Source organism: Conexibacter sp. CPCC 205762, assembly GCF_030646155.1.
Taxonomy (GTDB): Bacteria; Actinomycetota; Thermoleophilia; order Solirubrobacterales; family Solirubrobacteraceae; genus Conexibacter.
This window is the reverse complement of the sequence record NZ_JAUTDN010000065.1, coordinates 1-20,479: the sequence shown is the minus strand read 5'-3', so window position 1 is coordinate 20,479 and position 20,479 is coordinate 1. Positions and strand designations below refer to the sequence as shown.

Annotated in this window: 20 protein-coding genes and 1 pseudogene; 9 read left to right on the top strand and 12 right to left on the bottom strand. The window is 74.5% G+C overall.

What is annotated here, in order from left to right; all coding sequences use genetic code 11:
* The 5 genes from Q7L73_RS27195 to Q7L73_RS27175 form a co-directional block, all read right to left on the bottom strand.
* Positions 1-321, bottom strand: a 321-nt coding sequence (locus Q7L73_RS27195) for a hypothetical protein (protein WP_304715742.1), incomplete at its 3' end; no start/stop codon positions are given.
* 84 nt (positions 322-405) lie between these two features.
* Positions 406-1,059, bottom strand: a complete 654-nt coding sequence (locus Q7L73_RS27190) for a hypothetical protein (RefSeq protein ID WP_304695355.1) — start codon at positions 1,057-1,059, stop codon at positions 406-408.
* A gap of 108 nt (positions 1,060-1,167) precedes the next feature.
* Positions 1,168-1,371, bottom strand: coding sequence for a cold-shock protein (locus tag Q7L73_RS27185; protein WP_304695356.1), 204 nt, complete (start codon positions 1,369-1,371; stop codon positions 1,168-1,170).
* 231 nt (positions 1,372-1,602) lie between these two features.
* Complete coding sequence (locus tag Q7L73_RS27180; protein WP_304695358.1) at positions 1,603-3,585, bottom strand: choice-of-anchor D domain-containing protein; 1,983 nt, start codon at positions 3,583-3,585, stop codon at positions 1,603-1,605.
* 289 nt (positions 3,586-3,874) lie between these two features.
* Positions 3,875-4,483, bottom strand: a complete 609-nt coding sequence (locus Q7L73_RS27175; protein WP_304695360.1) for a dihydrofolate reductase family protein — start codon at positions 4,481-4,483, stop codon at positions 3,875-3,877.
* Positions 4,484-4,593: 110 nt separating this feature from the next.
* On the opposite strand from Q7L73_RS27175, the gene Q7L73_RS27170 reads away from it, so the two are divergent.
* Positions 4,594-5,685 (top strand): DNA cytosine methyltransferase, encoded by a 1,092-nt coding sequence (locus Q7L73_RS27170; protein WP_304695362.1) that lies wholly within the window; start codon positions 4,594-4,596, stop codon positions 5,683-5,685.
* A gap of 14 nt (positions 5,686-5,699) precedes the next feature.
* Here Q7L73_RS27170 and Q7L73_RS27165 read toward each other — a convergent pair whose 3' ends face one another.
* The gene (locus tag Q7L73_RS27165) at positions 5,700-6,548 is read right to left on the bottom strand and encodes a helix-turn-helix transcriptional regulator (RefSeq protein WP_304695364.1); all 849 of its coding nucleotides are present in this window, start codon (positions 6,546-6,548) and stop codon (positions 5,700-5,702) included.
* 102 nt (positions 6,549-6,650) lie between these two features.
* Here Q7L73_RS27165 and Q7L73_RS27160 point away from each other — a divergent pair, with 102 nt between their 5' ends.
* Together Q7L73_RS27160 and Q7L73_RS27155 are read left to right on the top strand one after the other, a co-directional pair.
* Positions 6,651-7,700, top strand: a complete 1,050-nt coding sequence (locus tag Q7L73_RS27160; protein ID WP_304695366.1) for a zinc-dependent alcohol dehydrogenase family protein — start codon at positions 6,651-6,653, stop codon at positions 7,698-7,700.
* 76 nt (positions 7,701-7,776) lie between these two features.
* Positions 7,777-8,613, top strand: a complete 837-nt coding sequence (locus tag Q7L73_RS27155; protein ID WP_304695368.1) for a hypothetical protein — start codon at positions 7,777-7,779, stop codon at positions 8,611-8,613.
* A gap of 57 nt (positions 8,614-8,670) precedes the next feature.
* Here the strand turns inward: Q7L73_RS27155 and Q7L73_RS27150 are convergent, their stop codons facing one another.
* Both Q7L73_RS27150 and Q7L73_RS27145 read right to left on the bottom strand, forming a co-directional pair.
* Positions 8,671-9,297, bottom strand: a complete 627-nt coding sequence (locus Q7L73_RS27150; protein WP_304695369.1) for a hypothetical protein — start codon at positions 9,295-9,297, stop codon at positions 8,671-8,673.
* Positions 9,294-9,929, bottom strand: coding sequence for a TetR family transcriptional regulator (locus Q7L73_RS27145; protein ID WP_304695371.1), 636 nt, complete (start codon positions 9,927-9,929; stop codon positions 9,294-9,296). The genes Q7L73_RS27150 and Q7L73_RS27145 overlap by 4 nt, the downstream gene beginning before the upstream one ends.
* Positions 9,930-10,016: 87 nt before the next feature.
* Between Q7L73_RS27145 and Q7L73_RS27140 the strand changes: the two genes are divergently transcribed.
* Positions 10,017-10,925, top strand: a complete 909-nt coding sequence (locus Q7L73_RS27140; RefSeq protein ID WP_304695373.1) for an SDR family oxidoreductase — start codon at positions 10,017-10,019, stop codon at positions 10,923-10,925.
* Here the strand turns inward: Q7L73_RS27140 and Q7L73_RS27135 are convergent.
* Positions 10,898-11,329 carry a MarR family winged helix-turn-helix transcriptional regulator gene (locus tag Q7L73_RS27135; RefSeq protein ID WP_304695375.1) on the bottom strand — a complete coding sequence of 144 codons (432 nt, stop codon included), beginning with the start codon at positions 11,327-11,329 and terminating at the stop codon, positions 10,898-10,900. The two genes, Q7L73_RS27140 and Q7L73_RS27135, sit on opposite strands and share 28 nt — an antisense overlap.
* A 76-nt stretch (positions 11,330-11,405) precedes the next feature.
* Between Q7L73_RS27135 and Q7L73_RS27130 the strand changes: the two genes are divergently transcribed.
* A complete protein-coding gene (locus Q7L73_RS27130; RefSeq protein ID WP_304695377.1) occupies positions 11,406-12,422 on the top strand; it encodes a zinc-binding alcohol dehydrogenase family protein in 1,017 nt (338 codons plus the stop codon).
* On the opposite strand, the gene Q7L73_RS27125 is transcribed toward Q7L73_RS27130, so the two are convergent.
* A complete protein-coding gene (locus Q7L73_RS27125; protein WP_304695378.1) occupies positions 12,412-13,896 on the bottom strand; it encodes an NAD(P)/FAD-dependent oxidoreductase in 1,485 nt (494 codons plus the stop codon). The two genes, Q7L73_RS27130 and Q7L73_RS27125, sit on opposite strands and share 11 nt — an antisense overlap.
* Positions 13,893-15,503, bottom strand: coding sequence for a long-chain fatty acid--CoA ligase (locus tag Q7L73_RS27120; protein WP_304695380.1), 1,611 nt, complete (start codon positions 15,501-15,503; stop codon positions 13,893-13,895). The genes Q7L73_RS27125 and Q7L73_RS27120 overlap by 4 nt, the downstream gene beginning before the upstream one ends.
* 85 nt (positions 15,504-15,588) lie before the next feature.
* On the opposite strand from Q7L73_RS27120, the gene Q7L73_RS27115 reads away from it, so the two are divergent.
* The gene (locus tag Q7L73_RS27115; RefSeq protein ID WP_304695382.1) at positions 15,589-16,824 is read left to right on the top strand and encodes a CdaR family transcriptional regulator; all 1,236 of its coding nucleotides are present in this window, start codon (positions 15,589-15,591) and stop codon (positions 16,822-16,824) included.
* 26 nt (positions 16,825-16,850) lie between these two features.
* Here the strand turns inward: Q7L73_RS27115 and Q7L73_RS27110 are convergent, their stop codons facing one another.
* Complete coding sequence (locus Q7L73_RS27110) at positions 16,851-18,557, bottom strand: FAD-dependent oxidoreductase (RefSeq protein ID WP_304695384.1); 1,707 nt, start codon at positions 18,555-18,557, stop codon at positions 16,851-16,853.
* 132 nt (positions 18,558-18,689) lie between these two features.
* On the opposite strand from Q7L73_RS27110, the gene Q7L73_RS27105 reads away from it, so the two are divergent.
* The 3 genes and pseudogenes from Q7L73_RS27105 to Q7L73_RS27095 form a co-directional block, all read left to right on the top strand.
* Complete coding sequence (locus tag Q7L73_RS27105) at positions 18,690-19,268, top strand: ArsR/SmtB family transcription factor (protein WP_370552463.1); 579 nt, start codon at positions 18,690-18,692, stop codon at positions 19,266-19,268.
* Positions 19,265-20,017 (top strand): SRPBCC domain-containing protein, encoded by a 753-nt coding sequence (locus tag Q7L73_RS27100; protein ID WP_304695387.1) that lies wholly within the window; start codon positions 19,265-19,267, stop codon positions 20,015-20,017. The genes Q7L73_RS27105 and Q7L73_RS27100 overlap by 4 nt, the downstream gene beginning before the upstream one ends.
* Before the next feature lie 64 nt (positions 20,018-20,081).
* Positions 20,082-20,479: pseudogene (locus Q7L73_RS27095) on the top strand (hypothetical protein); the annotation flags it as partial.

The window sequence follows — 20,479 nt, the reverse complement described above, 5'->3', positions numbered from 1 at the left end:
GGCGGGCCCGGCCGGGCCCGCCGGGCCGACGGCGCCCGGGGCGCCCGCGGCGCCGGGCGCGCCGCTCGGCCCGACAGCGCCCGCGGCGCCGCGCTGGTTCCATGCGATCTTGCGCTCACCGCTGCGACACGGGCGCTTCTCCGACGTGACGCGCATCGTCCCGCTCGCGCCGGCGACGCAGGCGTAGATCCGTCTCTCGGCACTGCTCGCGCTGCGCACCGCACCGACGGCGAACGCCGTCCCGGCGACGGCGAGGCTCGCGACGAGCGCCGCCCACAGGGCGATCTGATGACGGCGGACGATCCGCAGGACGGTACGCACAAGGGGCCTCTCTGACGCTGGAAGCGGGCGAGAAACCGTACACCGGTCGGTGGTCGTGACCGGCGTCTCCGCTGAGCTGCGGCGCTACGGCTGGTTGGCCTCGAACGCCTGCTTGACGGCGGCGGCGTCCTTGCCGAGCGCCTTGGCGACGGCGGCGTAGAAGTCGCTGCGGTCGCCGTCTCTGCCGGCTCTGTCGCCGCTGTCGGCGTCGTGCGCCGTGTGGACGGCGTCGAGCGCGGCCTGCGCCTTCGCCTGGGTGATCGACAGCTTCTTCGCCAGCGCGGCGGCGAGCGCGCTGTCGTCGGGGCGGGCGCCGTCGCGGTGGTCGCCGCGAGGGCCGTCGCCGTCTCTGTCGCCGGTCGCGTCGTCGCCTCTGTCGGGGCGGTTGGCGTCGAGCACGGACTGGACGTCGGCGCTGCTGGCGCCGAGCTGGGCGGCGATCGCGGCGGCGAAGCCGTCTCTGGCGCCTCTGTCGGGACGGGCGGCGTCGAGCGCGGCTCTCAGCTTCGCTTCGCTGACGCCGAGCGCGGCTGAGACCTGGGTGAGGTCGGCGTGGGGGCCGTGGCGGTGTCCGCCGGGCCCGCCGGGTCCGCGGCCGTCGTGGGTGCGCTGCTGCGTGCTGGCGCCGGACGACGCGCTGCCGCTGGTGGCGGCGCCGGCGATGACGGCGCCGGAGAGGCCGGCAGCGGCGGTGGCGGCGATCACGGCGACGGTGCGGGTGGGGAACTTCACGGGCATTCGAGGACTCCTCCGAACGGGTTTGCGTTGGAGGAGCAGCCTCGTGAATGCGCCTGGGCCGAATGCCGGAGGAGGCTCAGAGCTGCCTGAGAGCCTCCTGTCCGGTGATCAGGCTGCCTGGACGTTGACCGCCTTGGGGCCCTTGTCGCCGGGCTCGGCGTCGTAGGAGACCTTCGCGCCCTCGGCGAGCGAGCGGTAGCCGTCGCCGATGATGGCGGTGTGATGGACGAAGAGGTCCTTCGACTGGTCGTCGGGCGTGATGAACCCGAAGCCCTTGTCGTCGTTGAACCACTTGACGGTTCCTGTTGCCATGGTGCTTCCTCCAGCGTGGGGTGCGACGCGAACGCGGAGGCGGCGGTGAGGCGACGACTACGAGCGCAGGGCACGGATTCACGGGACCGGACGGTCCCGCGTGCGCCATCACCCTACCACTCTGTCAAACAGCGCCAGGTGGAAGGCCCCGGGCCGGGGCTGCCGAAACGCGGCGCGCCGCCCCTCCGGAGAAGGGCGGCGCGCGGTGCTGCAGGGGTCTGCCGGAGGCGCTCAGCCGGTGAACGCGGGGCGCTCCGGGGCCGCTCTCGGGGCGGCTCTCTGCGCGACTCTGGCGCGCGGGATGACGATCGTGACGGCCTGGCGTCTGGTCACGCTCTGGCCGCTGCCGAGCGTCGTGCGGACCGTCAGCGTCGTGCGCAGCTTGCGCACGCCCTTCTTCTGCTGGGCCTTGACGAAAGCCGCCGGCAGCTTCAGTGACAGCGAGCGGGTCTTGCCGGCGGCGATCTTGATGCCGGCGAAGCGCGCGAGCACGCGCACCGTCGAGGCCTGCGAGGCACGCGCCTGGCCGCCGGTCAGCGCCAGCGTCAGCGTGCCGGAGACGCGGCAGGGCTCACCGACCGGGCAGACCAGCGGCAGCGTCACGCTGTTGCTCGGCGAAACCTTCGGCGGGTTGCTCGCGCTCACGTTCGCCGACGCGCCGACCACTCGCGGCCGCGGGTCGTTTCTCGCGGCCGGGGTCGGGGTCGGGACGGCCGGGGCCGGGGCGGGCGTCGCCGGGGTCGGCGTCGCCGGCTGCGGCTGCGGGGTCGGCTCCGGTCTCGGCTCGGGTCTGGGCTCCGGGGCCGGCTCGATGCCGACGCCGGTCAGCGCGACCGGGTCCGGGCCGTCATACGCGTCGCTCATCACCAGCAGCTCGGCTCTCTGCTCGCCGAGCGTCGTCGGCTTGAAGGCGACGGTCACGGTGCAGCTTGCGCCCGGGGCGAGCGTTCTGTCGCTGCAGAGGTCGTCGGTCGCGACGAACTCGGTCGATCTCGGCGGCATCGAGGTGAGCCAGTACTCGCTCACGTAGATGCCGTCGATCGCGTCGATCTGCAGCTGGCCGTCGCCGCTGTTGGTGACGGTGAACTGCTGCGGGGCCTGCTTGCCCAGCTCGACGTCGCCATAGTCGAACGCGGGGCTCGGGCTGATCGAGACCGCGCCGGCGTAGACGGTGAAGGCCTCGTCGTCGCCGGAGCCCGCGAAGCCGGTCGTGCCGCTGTAGGTCGTGTCGAGTCTGTGCGCGCCGGGCGCGTACGGCGCATACGGGTCGCATCTGGCGACGCCGCTGGTCGTGTCGACCGCGACCGCCTCGCAGCCCCAGACGGGGGTGCCGTCGACGCTGAACGCGACCGTGCCGCCGCTCGGGACGGGGGAGACCGTCGCCGTGTAGCTGGTCAGCTTGCCGGCCTGCGTGTTGGAGCCGGTCTGCGCGGTGGTCGTCGTGACGACGTCCGGCGCGGGGTAGGTGAGCTGGATGTAGCCGCTGTTGCGCACCAGCTGCGAGGAGCAGCTCGCGCCCATGTCGCAGTAGCTGGAGCCGCCGCCGCCACCGGCGCCGTTGCCGACCTCGACCGAGCCGGCGCCGCCGCCGCCGCCCCAGACGCCGCCACCGCCGCCACCGCCGCCGACGTCGCCGTAGCCACCGGCGCCGCCTCTGCGGATCGTGCCGGCTCTGCCGTTGGCGGAGCTGCCGGTGCTGTTGGTGCCGGCCGCGCCGGCACCGCCGGCGTTGGCGCCTTGGCCGCCGTTGGCGCCGCCGACGCCCGTTCTCTGGCCGCTGCCGGCGTTGCCGCCCGGCAGGCCGGCGTCGCCGCCGCTGCCGCCGTTGGGATCGTTGCCGCCGGCGCCGCCGCCGCCACCGGCGATCGCGAACGGGCTGCTGAGGTCGGAGTTGCGGCTCAGGAGCGCGTAGCCGCCGCCCGGGAAGCCGCTGTAGATGACGCCGCCGGCGACGTCGCCGGCGCCCTCGCTGACGCAGCCGTAGAGCGTCTCGCCGGGCGTGACGGCGATCGTGCCGGAGACCTGGGCGGCGAGGCCGCCGTTGCTGCCGTCGCCGGCGCTGCCGACAACGGTGACGTCCATTCTGGTGACGCCGTTGGGCACGACGAACTGGTTGCTGCAGCCGGAGATCGTCAGGAATCTGTTGACCGGCGCGGCAGACGCGGTCGCGGCGTTCAGCGCGAGCGCCGCCGGGACGAGGGTGAGGAGGGGCAAGCCAAGGCGGCGCGCCCCGCGCGCCGCAGCACGCAAGGGGGGTGTACGCATCGGCGCAGCATTACAGCACCGCTGCCATTGTCACACCCTGAATTGGGGGTGTTGTCAGTGTGAATTGACAGACCTAAAGAAACCCGGTGCGCTGCCGATCTTGTCGGTCCTCCGGAGGGCTGCTTGAAGCGCTCGGTGGCGGCGCCTGTCGGCCGCACGGGATCGCCCGAGCGGCCGCGAGAGTCCGGATTCCGGGTGGGTCCGAGCGCTGTCGTCCGGCAACGTGGCGCGGCGACGCTCACGCGCCGATCGTGCCGTAGGTCGGCGTGCCGGCCAGCGCGTAGGCGAGCAGGACGCTGCCGCTGGCGTATGGGGTCGCGTCGAGCAGGCGGAACGCGGTCGGGACGGTGCCCGTGGCGAAGACGCGCTTGCCGGAGCCGAGCGCGAGCGGGTGGAACCACAGCTCGAGCCGGTCGATCAGGCGGTGGCGCAGCAGCGTCTGCGTGAGATCGAGGCTGCCGATCACGTGGATCGCCTCGTGGCGCTGCTTCAACTGGGCGACCGCGTCCGCGACCTCGCCGTCGAGCAGCGAGGAGTTGCGCCACTCCAGCGGCTCGCTCAGCGTCCGGCTGGCGACGTACTTCGGCACGCGGTTGAGCAGCTCGGTGAAGGGGCCGTCGGGCGCCTGCGGCCAGTAGCCGGCGAAGATGTCGTAGGTGCGGCGGCCGAGCAGCAGCGCGTCCATGCCGCGCGCGTTGTCGAAGATCGCCGCGCCGGCGGCGGCGTCCATCAGCGGCGCCTGCCAGCCGCCGTGCTCGAAGCCCTGCTCCTGATCCTCCTCGCGCCCGCCCGGCGCCTGCGCGACGCCGTCCAGCGTCAGGAACTCGGTCACGATCAGCTTGCCCATGGTGGTTCTCCTCGTCTCGGCGGTGTGCGGCTCTGGAGGAGAAGACGAGGCGGCCGCCGGAAACTCATCGGCGGGTGTCGTCCGCGCTGAGCGGCACAATTGAGGGTTGGATGGGCAGCCACGGCTACAGCGCTGTCTCGCTCTACAGCGGCGCGGGCGGACTCGACCTCGGCTTCGTGCGCGCGGGCGTCGAGATCGCGTGGGCGATCGACTGGGATCGCGACGCCGTCGCGACGCATCGTGAGCTGGTCGACGCGCCGGTCGTCTGCCGCGACCTGCTCGAGATCGCGCTGCCGGCCGGCCCGCGGCCCGACCTCGTGATCGGCAGCCCGCCGTGCGAGGGCTTTCCGCTCGTCGCGGGGCAGGATCGCGGCGACGCGCGCAGCGGGCACCTGCTGCATTTCCTCGACGCCGTCGCGCAGCTGGAGCCGCGCGCGTTCGTGCTGGAGAGCGTCAAGGCGCTCGCAACCGGCCCGCGCTGGCGCGCGACGCGCGAGCGGCTGATCGCGCAGGCGCGAGCGCTCGGCTACGCGGTCGAGCTGTTCGTGCTCGACGCCGCCGGCCACGGCGTGCCGCAGGCGCGCGAGCGGGCGTTCCTCGTCGGTCTGCTCGACGGCCGTCCGGCGCCGCCGCCGTGCAGCGCGGGTCCGCCGCCGACCGTGCGCGAGACGCTGCTGCGCCTGCCGCGCGTCGGCGACCCCGGCAACGACGGCGTCTGCGAGGCGCGCGTCGTGCCGGCCCGCGTGCCCGTGCTGCGCCCCGACGCCCATCGCGGCAGCCTGCTGTTCGACGGCGCCGGGCGGCCGCTCCAGCTCGACGGCCAGGCACGCTCGATCGGCGCCTCGCTCGGCGGCAGCGCCACGCCGATCGTCGACCAGCAGGAGCTCGACGACGGCGCCGACCCCTGGGTCGTCGGCTACCACGCGCGGCTGCTGCGCGGTGAGCGGCCGTTGAAGAAGGCGCCGAGCCGGATGCGCCGCATCACGACCCAGGAGGCGGCGGCGCTGCAGACCTTCCCGCTCGGCACCGTCTTCAGCGGCTCGCTCAGCTCGCAGTACCGGCAGATCGGCGACGCGGTGCCGCCGCGGCTGGCCGAGGCGGTCGCCGCCGGCGTCGTCGCCGCGCTGCGCGAGGCCGACGAGCGCGCCGCCGCCGAGCGCGAGCTGACGCACCTCGGCGACCCGCACGCGACCGTCGCGTAGCGCCGCCGGCGACCTCAGGTCGGCGCGACCGTCGCGCTCCAGGAGGCGAGGATGTCGAGCGCCTGCTGCGAGGGCGAGCCGGGCTCGGCGACGAAGATGTTGAGGTTGAGGCCGGGGTCGGCCGACAGCTCGGTCGACTCGTAGTTGAGCGTCAGCTCGCCGACGAGCGGGTGGTGGATCCGCTTGACGCCGGTGTGGTGGAAGCGGACGTTGTGCGCCGCCCAGCGGACGCGGAACTCGTCGCTGCGGGTCGACAGCTCGCCGACGAGGTCCGACAGCTCGCGATCGTAGGGGTCGCGGCCGGCCTCGGAGCGGAGGCTGGCGACGAGGTCGGTGGAGACGCGCTCCCAGTCGGGGTAGAAGTCGCGCGCGGCCGGGTCGAGGAAGGTGAAGCGCGCGCTGTTGGCCGGCTGCTCGCGGCTGTCGAACAGCGGCGCGTAGAGGGCGCGGCCGAGCTCGTTGGCGCAGAGGTAGTCGCCGCGCGCGTTGCGGACGATCGCGGGCGCCGCGATCTGCCCGACGATCTGCTCCACGACCGGCCGCACGCGCCGCTGGCTGGCGCGGCGCGGGCGCGTCGCGATCGGGTTGACGGCGCGGGCGAGGTCGAACAGGTGGGCGCGTTCGGCGTCGTCGAGCTGGAGCGCGCGGCTGAGCGCCTCCAGCACCTGCTCGGAGGCGCCGCTGGCGTTGCCGCGCTCCAGCCGCTTGTAGTACTCGACCGACAGCCCGGCGAGCGAGGCGACCTCCTCGCGCCGCAGGCCGGGGACGCGGCGGGTGCCGAAGACCGGCAGGCCGGCCTGCTCAGGCGTCACCTTCGCGCGGCGCGAGGTGAGGAACTGGGAGATGTCGCGGGCTGCGTCCACGGACCTTCAGCGTAGGACGGTGGCGGGAGCGCCGGGGTGCCCTGTCAATACCCCTTTCACAGGGACTCCCACCTTCCGGAGCGCTGCGCTTGAGTGCAGTGCATGCGTGCAGCTCTCTTCATCGAACCGGGCCGGATCGAGACCGGCGACCGACCCGACCCCGTCATCAGCGCCCCGACCGACGCGATCGTCCGCGTCGTGCTCGCCTGCGTCTGCGGATCCGACCTCTGGTACTACCGCGGCGACTCGCCGTTTGAGGCCGGCGGGCCGATCGGCCACGAGTTCGTCGGCATCGTCGAGGAGGTCGGCGGCGAGGTCCGCAGCGTCTCCAGGGGCGACCTCGTGATCGCCCCGTTCGCCTACAGCGACGGCTCCTGCCCCCATTGCCGGAACGGCATCACGACCGCCTGCCAGAACGGCGGCTTCTTCGCCGCCGGCGGCGTCGACGGCGGCCAGGGCGAGGCGGTCCGCGTGCCGCTGGCCGAGACGACGCTCGTCGCCGTTCCCGGCTCCGCGGCCGGCTACGACGACGCGACGATGCGCTCGCTGCTGACGCTCTCCGACGTGATGGCGACCGGCCACCATGCCGCCGTCTGCGCCGCGGTCAGAGCCGGCCAGACGGTCGCGGTCGTCGGCGACGGGGCGGTCGGCCTCTCCGCCGTGCTGGCCGCCAGACGGCTCGGCGCCGAGCGGATCGTCGCGCTCTCGCGCCACCCCGAGCGACAGGCGCTCGCGCGCGAGTTCGGCGCCACCGACGTCGTCGCCGCGCGCGGCGAGGAGGCGGTCGCGGCGCTGCTGGAGCTGACCGGCGGCGTCGGCGTCGACGCGGCGATGGAGTGCGTCGGCACCGGCCAGGCGATGGAGACGGCGATCGCGATCGCCCGCCCCGGCTCGACCGTCGGCTACGTCGGCGTGCCGCACGGCGTCGAGCTGCCGGTGACGTCGATGTTCTACCGCACGATCGGCGTCAGAGGCGGCGGCGCGCCCGTCCGCGTCTACCTGCCCGAGCTGCTCGCCGACGTGCTCGACGGCAGCATCGACCCCGGCCGCGTGCTCGACTACGAGACCGGCCTCGACGGGATCGGCGACGCCTACGCCGCGATGGACGAGCGCCGCGCGATCAAGTCGCTGGTCCGCGTCGGCAGCGTCTGAGCAGGCGGCTGCGGCAGCGCCAGCGCAGACCGCCGCGCTCAAGTCCGCCCGCTTCGCGGTCGATTGAATGGGCACGATGACGACCGCACCAGCACAGGACCAAGAGAGAGGCAGCCTGCTCGACACGCTGCTCGGCAACCCGCTCGTCGGGCTGGCGCCGTGGATCGTGTACAGCCTCGTCGAGGGCGAGGGGCGGCTGGAGCTGTCGGCCGCGGTCGCGCTCGGGATCGCGCTCGTGCTGCTCGTGCTCAACAAGCTGCGCGGCGGCAGCCCGAAGCTGCTCGAGTTCTCCGACGTCGTCTTCTTCGCGACGCTGGCGATCGTCGTCGCCGTCTCCTCCGACGGCACGCACGCGTGGCTGGAGCGCTGGTCGGGCGAGGTCGTGAACATCGCGCTGGTCGTGATCGCTGCCGGCTCGATCGCCGTCCGCAACCCGTTCACGCTCGCCTACGCGAAGGAGGACGCGCCGAGAGAGATCTGGGACAACCCGGCCTTCCTGCGCACCAACTACGTGATCACGTGGGCGTGGGCGATCGCGTTCGCGATCGGCGCCGCCTCCGGCTTCTACGGCGACCTCGTGCTCGACAACTCCAACAACATCTGGACCGGCTGGATCGTCCAGACGCTGCCGCTGATCGTCGCCGCCCAGTTCACGCTCTGGTACCCGCGCCGCGTCGAGGCGCTCGGTGACATCTCGCGCGGCGAGCAGGCGACCGTGCCCTCGGTCAGCGAGTTCCTCGTGCAGGTGACGCCGTGGATCACGGCGATCGGCGTGATCGTGCTCGTGACCGACGCGGGGCCGGGCTGGCTCGGCGTCGCCTTCATCATCGTCGGCGGCGTGCTGACCGGGCGCTTCAAGAGCGCCTCCTCGCGCGCCCAGGCGAGCGCCGCGGCGCCGGCTGCCTCCGCCTGACGCAGGCGGTGCGCGCGGCGGGCTGCCGCGCGCCGACGTGCGACGCGCGGCGCCGGCTCAGCGGCAGCGCCGCTCGGCCGACCGCTGCGCCGTCAGCAGCCGCTTGCCGGCGCGCGCGAGCTGCCTCTGCGCGCCCGTGCGTCTGCGTATCGCCTGCTTCAGCCCGTCTGCGGCGCCGCGGGCGCGGGCGCGCCGCTCGGCCGCCTGCGCGCGGGCGAGCGTGCGCTGGCCGCCGATCACCGCGCGGCGGGCGCCGCGCAGCGAGGAGAGGCTCGCGCGGCATTCGCGCGACAGCGGCGGCGGTGTGGTCAGCAGCGTCTCGACCGTGAAGCGGCGTCTGGCGAGCGGACCTCGCGTGCCGGCGGCGCCCGTCGCGCGCACCTCGAAGCGGTAGTCGCCGTCGGCCAGCTCGGCGGCTGGCAGGTCGACCGCGACGCAGGGATGAAAGGCCGGCCGCTCGGCATCGGCGCCGACCGCGACGATGCGGCAGTCGAAGCTCGCGCCGCGCTCGTCTGAGCTGAACTGGAAGATCGGCTGGCGGTCGCGCGTGCGCCCGTCGGGGCCGGCGTCGATGCGGACGGCGGGCGCGGGCGCGGCTGCGCGCGCGGCGTCCGCTGCCGCGGCGGTGCTGACACTCGCGCCGAGCGTCAGCAGCGCGGCGGCGCGTGCGATTGCGCGCCTCATCGGCGCCGCCGGATGGCGGACGCGCCGGCGGCCGGTGGGGCGTCGGCGGGCGAGCCGTCGGCGGGCGTGGCGGCGACGACGCGCAGGCGCGCGAAGGCGGTCGCGATCTCGTCGGTCAGCTCGGGCTCGGCGCCCGCGTGCTGCTCGGACCAGCGCTCGAAGGCGACGCGGAAGAGCGCGATGCCGGTCTCGGCGGCGACGGTCGCGTCCGGCTCGGCGACGCCGCGCTCGCGCAGCCCGGCGCCCAGCAGTGCGCCGAGTCTCGCCAGCTTGCGCAGCTCGCGCTCCTGCAGCTCCGGGGTGGCGGCGATCACCTGCTGGCGGGTGCGCGCGAACGGACGGCGGCTCTGCAGCACCGTGCCGATCGCCGTGAGCGCGGCGGCGACAGCATCGAGCGGGGCGGCGCCGGCCGGCGCCTGCGCGACGCCGTCGGCGAGCGCCTGCTCGATCTCCTCGCTGCCGCTGAACAGCACCTCGCGCTTGTCGGCGAAGTGGCGGAAGAAGGTGCGCTCGGTGACGCCGGCACGGGCGGCGATCTCGGCGACGGTCGTCCGCTCGAAGCCGCGCTCGGCGTAGAGCTCGAGCGCCGCCTGGGCGAGCCGTCCGCGACTGTCCGGTTCCCACCGTGCCATCGCTGGAGCGTAGTCGATGTCAGAGGCTGACATCGGTCTGCTACGGTCATGTCAGTTACTGACATGGGATCCCTTGGAGGTCTTCACATGCATGTCTTCGTCACTGGCGCGACCGGCTGGGTCGGTTCCGCCGTCGTCCCCGAACTGCTCGCCGCCGGCCACGAGGTCGTCGGGCTCGCCCGCTCCGACGCCTCCGCCGCCAAGCTCGCCGCGGCCGGCGCGACCGCGCTGCGCGGCTCGCTCGACGACCTCGACGTGCTGCGCGCCGGCGCGGCCGACGCCGACGGCGTCATCCACCTCGCCTTCATCCACGACTTCGAGCGGATGGCCGACTCGATCCCGGTCGACCGGGCTGCGATCGAGACGCTTGCCGACACGCTCGCCGGCACCGGCAAGCCGCTGCTGGTCACCTCCGGCACGGCCGCCGCCGGCTCCGGCCGCGTCACGAGCGAGCAGGACGCCGGCGACCTCGACGGCCCCGGCAGAGGCCGCATCGGCGGCGAGCGGGCGGCGCTGGCGGCGGTCGAGCGCGACGTGCGCTCGATCGTCGTGCGGCTGTCGCCGACGGTCCACGGCGCCGGCGATCCCGGCTTCGTCGCGATCCTCGTCGCGGCGGCGCGAAAGGCCGGCTCCGCCGACCACGTCGGCGACGGCGCGAACCGCTGGGCGGCCGTCCACCGCAGCGACGCCGCGCGCCTCTACCGGCTCGCGCTGGAGTCGGCGCCGGCCGGCTCGGTGCTGCACGCGGTCGGCGAGGAGGGCGTGCCGACGCGCGCTATCGCGGAGGCGATCGGCAGCGGCCTCGGCCTGCCGACCGCGTCGATCGAGGCGGCCGAGGCGCAGCAGCGGCTCGGCTTCGTCGGCGGCTTCTTCGCGCTCGACGTGCCCTCCTCCAGCGCCAGCACGCGCGCGCTGCTCGGCTGGGAGCCGAGCGGCCCGACGCTGCTGGAGGACCTCGCCGGCGACAGCTACTTCGCGGCGCCGGTCCCTGGCTGAGTCAGCGTCCGCTCCAGCAGCTGCTGGAGGCGGCGGCGATCGGCGGGCGCGAGCGACGCGGTGTGCGGCGCGAGCGCCTGTCGCACCTCCGCCGCGACGCTCGTCGCGAGCTGCCGGCCGGCGGCGGTGAGGGCGATCTCGACGGCGCGGCGGTCGCTCGCGCTCGGCAGGCGCTCGACGAGACCGCGCCTGGCGGCGCGGTCGACGAGACCCGAGAGCGTCGATCTCTCGAGTCCGAGGAAGCCGGCCAGCGCGGAGATGCGCAGGCGGCGGTCGCGCAGGATCCCGAGCACGCGCACGAGCGTCAGCGACAGGTCGTGCTCGGCGCTGACGCGGCTGAGCACGGCGATCGTCTCGAACGCCGACTGCACGAGCGCGTCGGTCAGGGGGTCGGCCTCTTCCATCGCGCCAGCATAGCTTGACATGGTTCGTTATGCCAACTATTTTGATTCGTATTACGAACTGAATGCGAGGTCCGCCATGCATGCCGCCGTCGTCTCCTCCTTCGACTCGCCGCCGCGCTGCGCCGACGTTCCCGAGCCGGTCGCGCAGGGGGACGACCAGCTCGTCGTCGAGGTGCTCGCGGCCGGGCTCCACCCGCGCGTGCGCTCGCAGGCGAACGGGTCGCACTACACGAGCACCGACGCGTTGCCGCTCGTGCCGGGGATCGACGGCGTCGGCCGCGACCCGGAGGGCCGGCTGCGCTACTTCGTCATGTTCGACACGCCGCTCGGCTCGTTCGCCGAGCGGACCGCGATCGACCGCCGCCGCAGCGTCGTGCTGCCCGACGACGCCGACCCGGTCACGCTGGCGGCCGCGATGAACCCGGCGATGTCGGCCTGGATCGCGCTGCGGCGGCGGATCGGCTTCGCCGCCGGTCAGTCCGTGCTCGTGCTCGGCGCGACCGGCAACGCCGGCCGGCTCGCGATCGAGGTCGCGAGGCTGCTCGGCGCCGGCCGCGTCGTCGCCGCCGGCCGCGACGCGGCGAAGCTCGCCGCGCTGCCGGCCGACGCGATCGTCCGGCTGGGGGAGATGTCGGGCGGCGACGCATCCGGCGGGGGCGCATCCAGCGCGGGCGCGGCGGCGTCGGGCGCGGCCGCGCCCGGCGCATCCAGCGCGGGCGCGGCGGCGTCGGGCGCGGCCGCCGACGTCGACGTCGTGCTCGACTACCTCTGGGGCGAGCCGGCGGCGCAGGCGATGGCGGCGCTCGTGCGCGCTCGCGCCGACCGCGGGCGCCCGCTGACGTGGGTCCAGATCGGCTCGGTCGCGGGGCCGACGGCGGCGATCCCCTCGGCCGCATTGCGGGCCGCGCGGCTGCAGCTGGTCGGCAGCGGGCAGGGGTCGGTCCCGACGGCCGAGATCGTCGCCGAGCTGCCGGCGCTCGCGAAGGCGGTCGCCGGGCTCGGCATCGACGCGCAGCCGTGGCCGCTCGCCGACGTCGAGCGCGCCTGGACGGAGGCGGCGACCTCGGCCCGGCGGATCGTGATCACGCCGTAGCGGCCGGCTCCGAGGCCGGCACCGCGCCCGCCTCCAGCAGCTCGTACTCGCCCGCGTTGACGTGCTCGACCGAGCGCACGTACTCGACCATGAAGCCGGGCCAGTTGCCGACGACGCGGCCCGTGCCGTCCTTGCGGTACCAGCTCTGGCACTCGGTCCAGACGGAGTCGTCGAGCCGCGCCTGGACGGCGTCGGTCGAGACCTGCTCGACCTCCGGGCGCACCGTCAGGGCTTGCTTGCCGCGCTCGCGCAGCAGTCTCAGCGCGCTGAGCACGTAGCCGGCCTGCGCCTCGATCATCACGATGATCGAGCCGACGCCGAGGTTCGTGTTCGGGCCGTACATCAGGAACAGGTTCGGGAAGCCGGCGACGGTGATGCCGAGGTGGGCGCGGGCGCCCTCGCCCCAGCGCTCCTGCAGCTCGTGGCCGCCGGCGCCGTGGACCTGCATCGGCACGACCGGCTCGTCGGCGACGAAGCCGGTGCCCCAGACGATCGCGTCGACCTTGCGCTCGCGGCCGTCGGCGGTCACGACGCCGTCGGCGGTGATCCGCTCGATCCGGTCGCTGACGACCTCGACGTTGCGTCTGCGCAGTGCCGGCAGGTAGGTCGAGCTGAAGAGGATCCGCTTGCAGCCGAAGGTGTGCGTCGGCCACACCTTCTTCCGCAGCGCGCGGTCGCCGCGCAGCTGCAGCCGCATGAAGCCGGCCGACCACAGCCGGAAGGCGGCCTTCAGCGGCGGCAGCTTCGTGTAGCCGAGGATGAACGTCTCCATCACGCCCCACATGCCGTAGCGGCGCAGCGTCTGCAGGCCCGGGATGAAGCGGATCGCGTTCTTGGCCGCGCCCGGGTAGCGCGGGTTGCGGCGCGGCAGCAGGTACGGCGCGGTGCGCTGGTAGACGTCGAGGTGGCCGACCTGGTCGACGATCGCGGGCACGAACTGGATCGCGCTCGCGCCGGTCCCGATCACGGCGACGCGCTTGCCGCGCAGGTCGGCGTCGTGGTCCCAGCGGGCCGAGTGGAAGGCGGTGCCGGCGAACGCGTCGGCGCCGTCGATCTGCGGGTAGGCCGGGCGGTTGAGCTGGCCGCAGGCGAGCACGAGCGCGTCGAAGGCGTGCGTCTCGCCGTCCCCGGTCGTCAGCGTCCACTGCAGCGCCTGCTCGTCCCAGCGCGCCGCGGCGATCTCGACGCCGAAGCGGATGTGCGGCAGCAGCCCGTCCTGCTCGGCGACGCCGCGCAGGTAGCGCTGGATCTCCTCTTGCGGCGAGCATGGCCGCGACCAGTCGCGCCGCTGCGCCCACGAGAACGAGTAGAGGTACGACGGCACGTCGCAGGCGGCGCCCGGATAGGTGTTGTCGTGCCAGACGCCGCCGACGTCGCCGGAGCGCTCGAACAGCGTGAAGTCGTGACCCTCCGCCTTCAGGCGGTGAGCCGTCTCGATGCCGCTGAAGCCGGCACCGACGATCGCGACCTTCATGAACGGACCTCCGCGTAGAGCGCCTCGATCGCGGGCGCGTGCTTGGCCTCGATCGCGCGGCGCTTGAGCTTCATCGTCGGCGTCAGCTCCTCGCCGCCGGCCTGCCAGCCGTCGGTCAGCAGCTCGAACCGCTTCACCTGCTCCGCGCGCGACAGCGACGCGTTGCCCTCCTGCACCGCGGTCGCGATCGCCGCCCGCACGCCCTCGTCGCCGGGCGCGCGCTCGCCGAGCAGGTCGGGATCGGGGACGATCAGCGCGACGTTGTACGGGCGTCCGTCGCCGACGACGCAGATGTGGCCGATCAGCGGGCTGCGCGTCTTGATCGCGGCCTCGATCGCGGATGGGGACATGTTCTTGCCGCCGGCGCTGATGATCAGCTCCTTCTTGCGGTCGACGATGCGCAGGTAGCCGTCATCGTCGATTGTGGCGACGTCGCCGGTGCGAAGCCAGCCGTCGGCGTCGATCGTCGCAGCCGTCGCCTCGGGCAGGCCGCGGTAGCCGCGCATCACCGTCGGGCCGCGCATCAGCAGCTCGCCGTCGTCAGCGAGTCTCAGCTCGACGCCCGGCAGCGCCGGCCCGACCGAGCCGACCTTGACCGCGCCGGGCGGGTTGCAGGTGCAGCAGGCGCAGTTCTCGCTCATGCCGTAGATCTCGGCGAGCGGGATGCCGATCGCGTGGAAGTACTCGACCAGCTCGGGCGCGCTCGGCGCGGCGCCGATGTTGGCGGCGCGCACCTGGTCGAGCCCGAGCGCGGCGCGCAGCTGCGCCGGCTCCAGGCCCGCACCGGCCGCCATCGCGCCGGCGCGCAGCTTCTCCCACACGCGCGGCACGGCGAAGAACCAGTTCGGCCGCACCTCGCGCAGGTAGCGGCCGATCTGGCGCGCGTCGGGGCAGGTCGTCACCTCCAGCCCGAACAGGACCGGCGCGTACCAGGACGCGATCCGCTCGGCGATGTGCGCCAGCGGCAGCCAGCAGATCACGCGCCCGCCGGCCTCGATCCCGTTCCACTCGCCGACCGTGCGGGTCGCCGTCAGCAGGTTTCTGTGCGTCAGCTCGACGCCCTTCGGCGGGCCGGTCGTGCCGGAGGTGTAGATGATCGTCAGCAGGTCCTCGGGGCCGACCTCGACCGGCTGCTCCAGCGGCGGGCTGCTCTCCAGCTCGGCGAACGCGACCTCGCCCGCGCGCAGCTCGGCGTCGTCGAGCACGACCAGCCGCGTCTCGCGGCTGTGCAGGGCGGCGCGCGCGGTCTCCAGGTAGGAGGCCTGCACGATCAGCACGCGCAGGTCGGCGTCGGCGGCGACGTGGGCGACCTGCTCGGGCGAGGAGGTCTGGTAGATCGAGACCGGGACGGCGCCGAGCAGCACGGCGGCGAGGTCGGCGACGTGGAACTCGGGGCGGTTGTCGAGCAGCAGCCCGACGGTCGCGTCGCGGCCGGCGCCGAGCGCCGCGAGGCCGCCGGCGATGCGCGCGGCGGCGTCGCGCAGCTCGCGCCAGGTGAAGCGGACGGTGCCCTCGCGATCCTGGACCGCGAGCTGCTCACCGCGCGCCGCGACGATCGCGGCGACGGCGTCGGTGAGCGTCTGAGGCGATGCGGAGACGGTCGACATGGTGTCGAATCGTCACTGGCTGGACCGGGGGAGCGCTGTGCGAAGCGCACATCCGCGCCGCTGCGGCGGAGTACCATCGCACGCCGTGAGCGACTGGAGAGAGCTGGCGGCGGAGCTGGCCGAGGACGGCGACCGGATCGGCCTGCTCGCGGGCGCCGTCACCGACCAGATCGTCGCGGGCCTGCCGCTCGCCGCCGACGAGGAGCTGGCCGAGGCGACCCGCCGCAGCGTCGCCGACAACATCTGGCTCTTCGCCTCGATGGCGGCCGCCGGGATCCCGCCCGAGCGGGCCGCGCCGCGCACGCTCGCGGAGGAGTTCGTGCGGCTGCTGGCGCGCCGCGGGATCGGCGCCGACACCGTCGCCGCCTCCTACCGGCTGGCGCTCAACGGCTTCTGGGAGGGCTGGACGCGGCTGCTGCGCGAGCGCGTTCCGCCGCAGCAGCTCGCCGACGCGCTCGACGCCTCGATCCGCTGGATGCTGACGTTCGTCAACGCGCTGTCGGAGCGGGTGATCGCGATCCACGAGCAGGAGCGGCGCGCGTGGGTGCGCAGCGGCGAGGCGGTCCGCGCGCAGACGATCCGCGAGCTGCTCGACGGCGTCCCGACCGACCTGCGGCTGGCCGAGAGCCGGCTCGGCTACCCGCTCGACCGCACCCACATCTGCGCCGTCGGCTGGAGCGATCCGGCGGGGGAGGAGTCGCCGGATCTGGGGTTGCTGGCGAACGCGCTGGCGACGCGGCTGCACGTCCGCTCGCTGACGCTGCACGTCGACCGCGAGACGGTCGCGGTGTGGGCGAGCGGCTACGACGGCCACCTCGACCGCGACGCGCTCGCCGACCTCGACGCCGTCGCCGCGCGCGGCGTCTCGCTCGCGATCGGCCGCGCCCACCCGGGCCTCGACGGCTTCCGCTGGTCCTACCGCGAGGCGATGCACGCGCGCCGCGTCGCGCTGCTGGAGCGGCGGCCGGCCGGCGCGGCGGTGCGCTACGACCAGGTCGCGCTGCAGGCGCTCGCGAGCGCCGACGTCGAGCAGGCGCGGCGCTTCGTGGCCTGGCAGCTCGGCCCGCTTGCCGGCGACGACGACGCCTCGCGCGCGCTCGCCGAGACGCTGCGCGCCTACCTGCTGCACGAGTCGAACCTGCGCGCCGCCGCAGCCCACCTCGGAATCCACCACAACACGGTCGCGAACCGGCTGCGGCGGGCTGCGGAGCTGCTCGGCGCCCCGCTGGCGGAGCGCAGCGCCGAGCTGCTGACGGCGTTGGCGCTGGTCGACGCGACACGCGCCGGATCGGCCGCTGGCGACGGCGATCTGAGGCTCTAGCCTCAGGCTCGACCTGAGCCTGAGAGTCAGGCAGGTGTCGGCACTTCCTGCGGCACCGGCTCCGGTTCGCCGCCGGCCGTGCGGCCCGCGATCGGCGTCGCGCCCAGCGGCGCTCTCGCGGGCGCGTTCGGGGCCGTCGGGACGGTGCTCATCGCCCGCTCGGCCATCGCCGCGATCGTCAGCGACGGGTTGACGCCGACGTTCGCCGGCACCGCCGCGCCGTCGCAGACGAGCAGGTTCTCGTAGCCGAAGACGCGGTGGTCGCGGTCGACGACGCCGTGCTCGGGATCGGCGCCGATCGCCGCCCCGCCGAGGATGTGCGCCGTCGTCGGGATCCCGAACAGCGCCTCCGGCACCGATGAGCCGGGCGCGCCGCCGGTCTCGCGCGCGAGCCACGCGGTGAAGGCGTTCGCGACCGGGATGAACGTCGGGTTCGGTCTCTCCGGGTCCTGCCGCGTCTGCATCCGCACGCCGCCGTCGCGCTTGCGCCGGAAGGTGAACTCCATCGAGGAGTCGAGCGTCTGCATCACGAGCACGACGATCGAGCGCTGGCCCCATCTCGGCTTGAACACCAGCTCCGCGACCCAGCCGGGGTGGCGGACCATCTGCGTGAGCCACTTGAGCGGCCGCGTGAGGCGGTTGCCGCCGCCGGTCAGGACGGTGAAGAGGCCGCGGATCGCGCCGCCGCCGGCGCCGTAGGTGACGGTCTCGACGTGCGTGTGCGCGTCCGGGTAGATCGAGGAGGTGATCGCGACGCGCTTGGAGATCGCCTCGGCGCGGCCCTCCGGCACCGACACGACCAGCACCGCCTCGCTGTTGGTGCGGATCAGCTTGCCGAGCCGCTGCGAGACGCCCGGCAGCTCGCCGGCGAGTCTCACGCGCGCGAGCAGCTCGTTGGTGCCGAGCGCGCCGCCGGCCAGCACGACGCCGCCGGCGCGGATCGTCACGTCGCCGCGCGCGCCGCGGCTGCCGGTGCGGCGGTGGGTGACGAGCCAGCCGTCGCCGCCGTCGGCGCCGCCGAGCGGGCGCAGGCCGACGACCTCGCGCCCGGCGATGATCCGTGCGCCCCAGCGCTGCGCGAAGTGGAGGTAGTTCTTGTCGGTCGAGTTCTTCGAGCCGTGCGGGCAGCCGAGCATGCAGCGGCCCTCCTCGCGGCAGCCGACGCGGCGCGGCCCCTCGCCGCCGAAGTAGGGGTCCTCGACCTCTCTGGCGGGGTTCTCGAGGTAGGCGCCGACGCGTGCCTTGCGGTACGTGTGGCCGACGCCGAGCTGCTCGCCGTAGCGCTTCAGCAGCTGGTCGGCGGGGTCCTCGCCCGTCACGTCGGTGACGCCGAGCATCCGCTGCGCGGTCTCGAAGTGGGGCGCCAGCTCCTGCTCCCAGTCGCCCAGCGCCGCCCACTGCGGATCGTGGAAGAAGGCGCGCGGCGGCACGTACAGCGTCATCGCGTAGACGAGGCTGCCGCCGCCGACGCCGGCGCCGCTCATCACGAGCGCGTCCTTGAAGAAGCTGAGCCGGAAGATGCCGCGCATCCCGAGTCGCGGCGCGAACAGGTAGCGCTTCAGATCCCACGAGCTGGACGGCATCTCGCTCGCGTCGCGGAACTGCTCCCCGCGCTCGATCACCGCCACCGAATAGCCCTTCTCGGCCAGCCGCATCGCGCTGACGCTGCCGCCGAAGCCCGAGCCGACGACCACCCAGTCGACGTCGAGCGTCTCCCTCGCGTTCGATCCCATCGCGCCAGCCTCTTCGCTGCGGCCCCGCACGGCTTGTGCGCCGGTCACCGTCGCGACCGGAGGGTGCGTGCGGGGCGCACAGACCGCGTGCCATTGACAAAAGTTTTTGTCAATGCGATCGTGCGGCGCATGGTGAGCGATCTGGACGTGATCGAGGATCCGCGCGCGGCGGTCGTCGCGCTCGACCCGATCCGCGCGCGGCTGCTGGCGGAGCTGCGGCAGCCGGCGTCGGCGGCGACGCTGGCGGGACGGGTCGGGCTGACGCGGCAGAAGGTCAACTACCACCTGCGCGCGATCGAGCGGCACGGGCTCGTGACCGTCGCCGAGGAGCGCCGCCACGGCGGCTTGACCGAGCGGCTGCTGGTCGCGACCGCCGCCTCCTACGTCGTCTCGCCCGGCGCGCTCGGGCCGCTCGGCGGCGACCCGGCGCGCAGCCGCGAGAAGCTCGGCGCGCGCTGGCTGATCGCCTGCGCGGCGCGCGTCGTGCGCGAGGTCGGGGCGGCCGTGCGGCGCGACGAGCAGACGCCGACCTTCGCGCTCGACGCCGAGGTCCGGCTCGCGTCGCCGGCCGCGCGCGCCGCCTTCGCCGCCGACCTCGCCGACGCCGTCACCGCCGTCGTGCAGCGCCACCACGTCGACGACGGCCGGCCGCACCGGCTGCTCGTCGCCGCCCACGAGATCCCCCGCGAGCCGAAGGAGCAGGAGGCATGAGCGAAGAGCCGTTGGAGGTGTCGGCCGAGATCGCCGGCCCGCCGGAGCAGATCTGGGAGCTGATCGCGAGCGGGCCGGGGATCTCGGCCTGGTTCATGCCGGCGACCGTCGAGCCGCGTGTCGGCGGCGCGATCGAGCAGCGCCATGCGCCCGGGGAGGAGGGCGTCGCGCGCGGCGAGATCACCGCCTTCGAGCCGCCCCGCCGGTTCGTCTACGAGGAGTCGTGGGACGACCAGACGATCGCGACCGAGTACCTGGTCGAGGCGCGCGCGGGCGGCAGCTGCGTCGTGCGGATCGTGACCCACGGGCTCGGATGCGGCGACGACGCCTTCGCCGACGGCCTCGTCTCCGGCTGGACCCAGGCGCTCGCGACGCTGGCCGCGCGCGTGGAGGCGTTCGACGGGCTGCCGGTCGGCTTCGAGCGGCTGTGGGCACCGGCCGCCGGGACGCTGGAGGAGGCGTGGCCGGCGTTCCTCGCCGCGCTCGGCCTCGCCGGCGCGCGGGCCGGCGACACGGTCGCGCTCGCCGCCGACGGGCTGCCGCCGCTGCGCGGCACGGTCGCGGTCGTCGTCGACCACGGGCTCGTGCTGCGCACCGATGCGCCGGCGGCCGGCGTGCTGCGCGTCGCCGGCACCGGCTTCGGCGGCAGAACGAGCGTCGTCGTCGATCGCTATCGCTACGGCGGTGAGGACCCGCAGGCGGCCGCTGCCGCCGAGCGCGCGGCGTGGGAGCGGTTCCTGGGCGCGTGAGGGAAACCCCGCGGCCGCGCGGGCGCAGCGCAACATCGCCTGGCGCGGCTCGTTGGGGCTGGTCATGGGGAAGCTGACCGCCGTGCTCACCGCGCTCGTCCTGCTGCTCGCCGCCGCGCCTGCGCGCGGTGACGTCGTCGACACGATCCTGAGAGATTGCGGCCGGTCGAGCACCGGCCTGCTCGTCGGCAGCTATGGGAACGCCGACCTGCGCAAGGCGGCCCGTGCGCTGCGCGGCGACCTGTCCGAGTACAGCGGCTGCTACGACGCGATCCAGCAGCAGCTGCGGGAGAACCGGGAGCGGGGCGGCGGGGGCGGCGGCACCGGCGGCGACGGCGGGGCGGGGTCCGGAGGGGGAGCGGGCGCAGGCGGGAGCGGGGGAGCGGGCGCCGGCGGGGCGGGCTCTGACGGCGGCTTCGCCGCTGCTGGGGGCGCGGGCTCCGGCGGCGCGGGGGCGGGCAC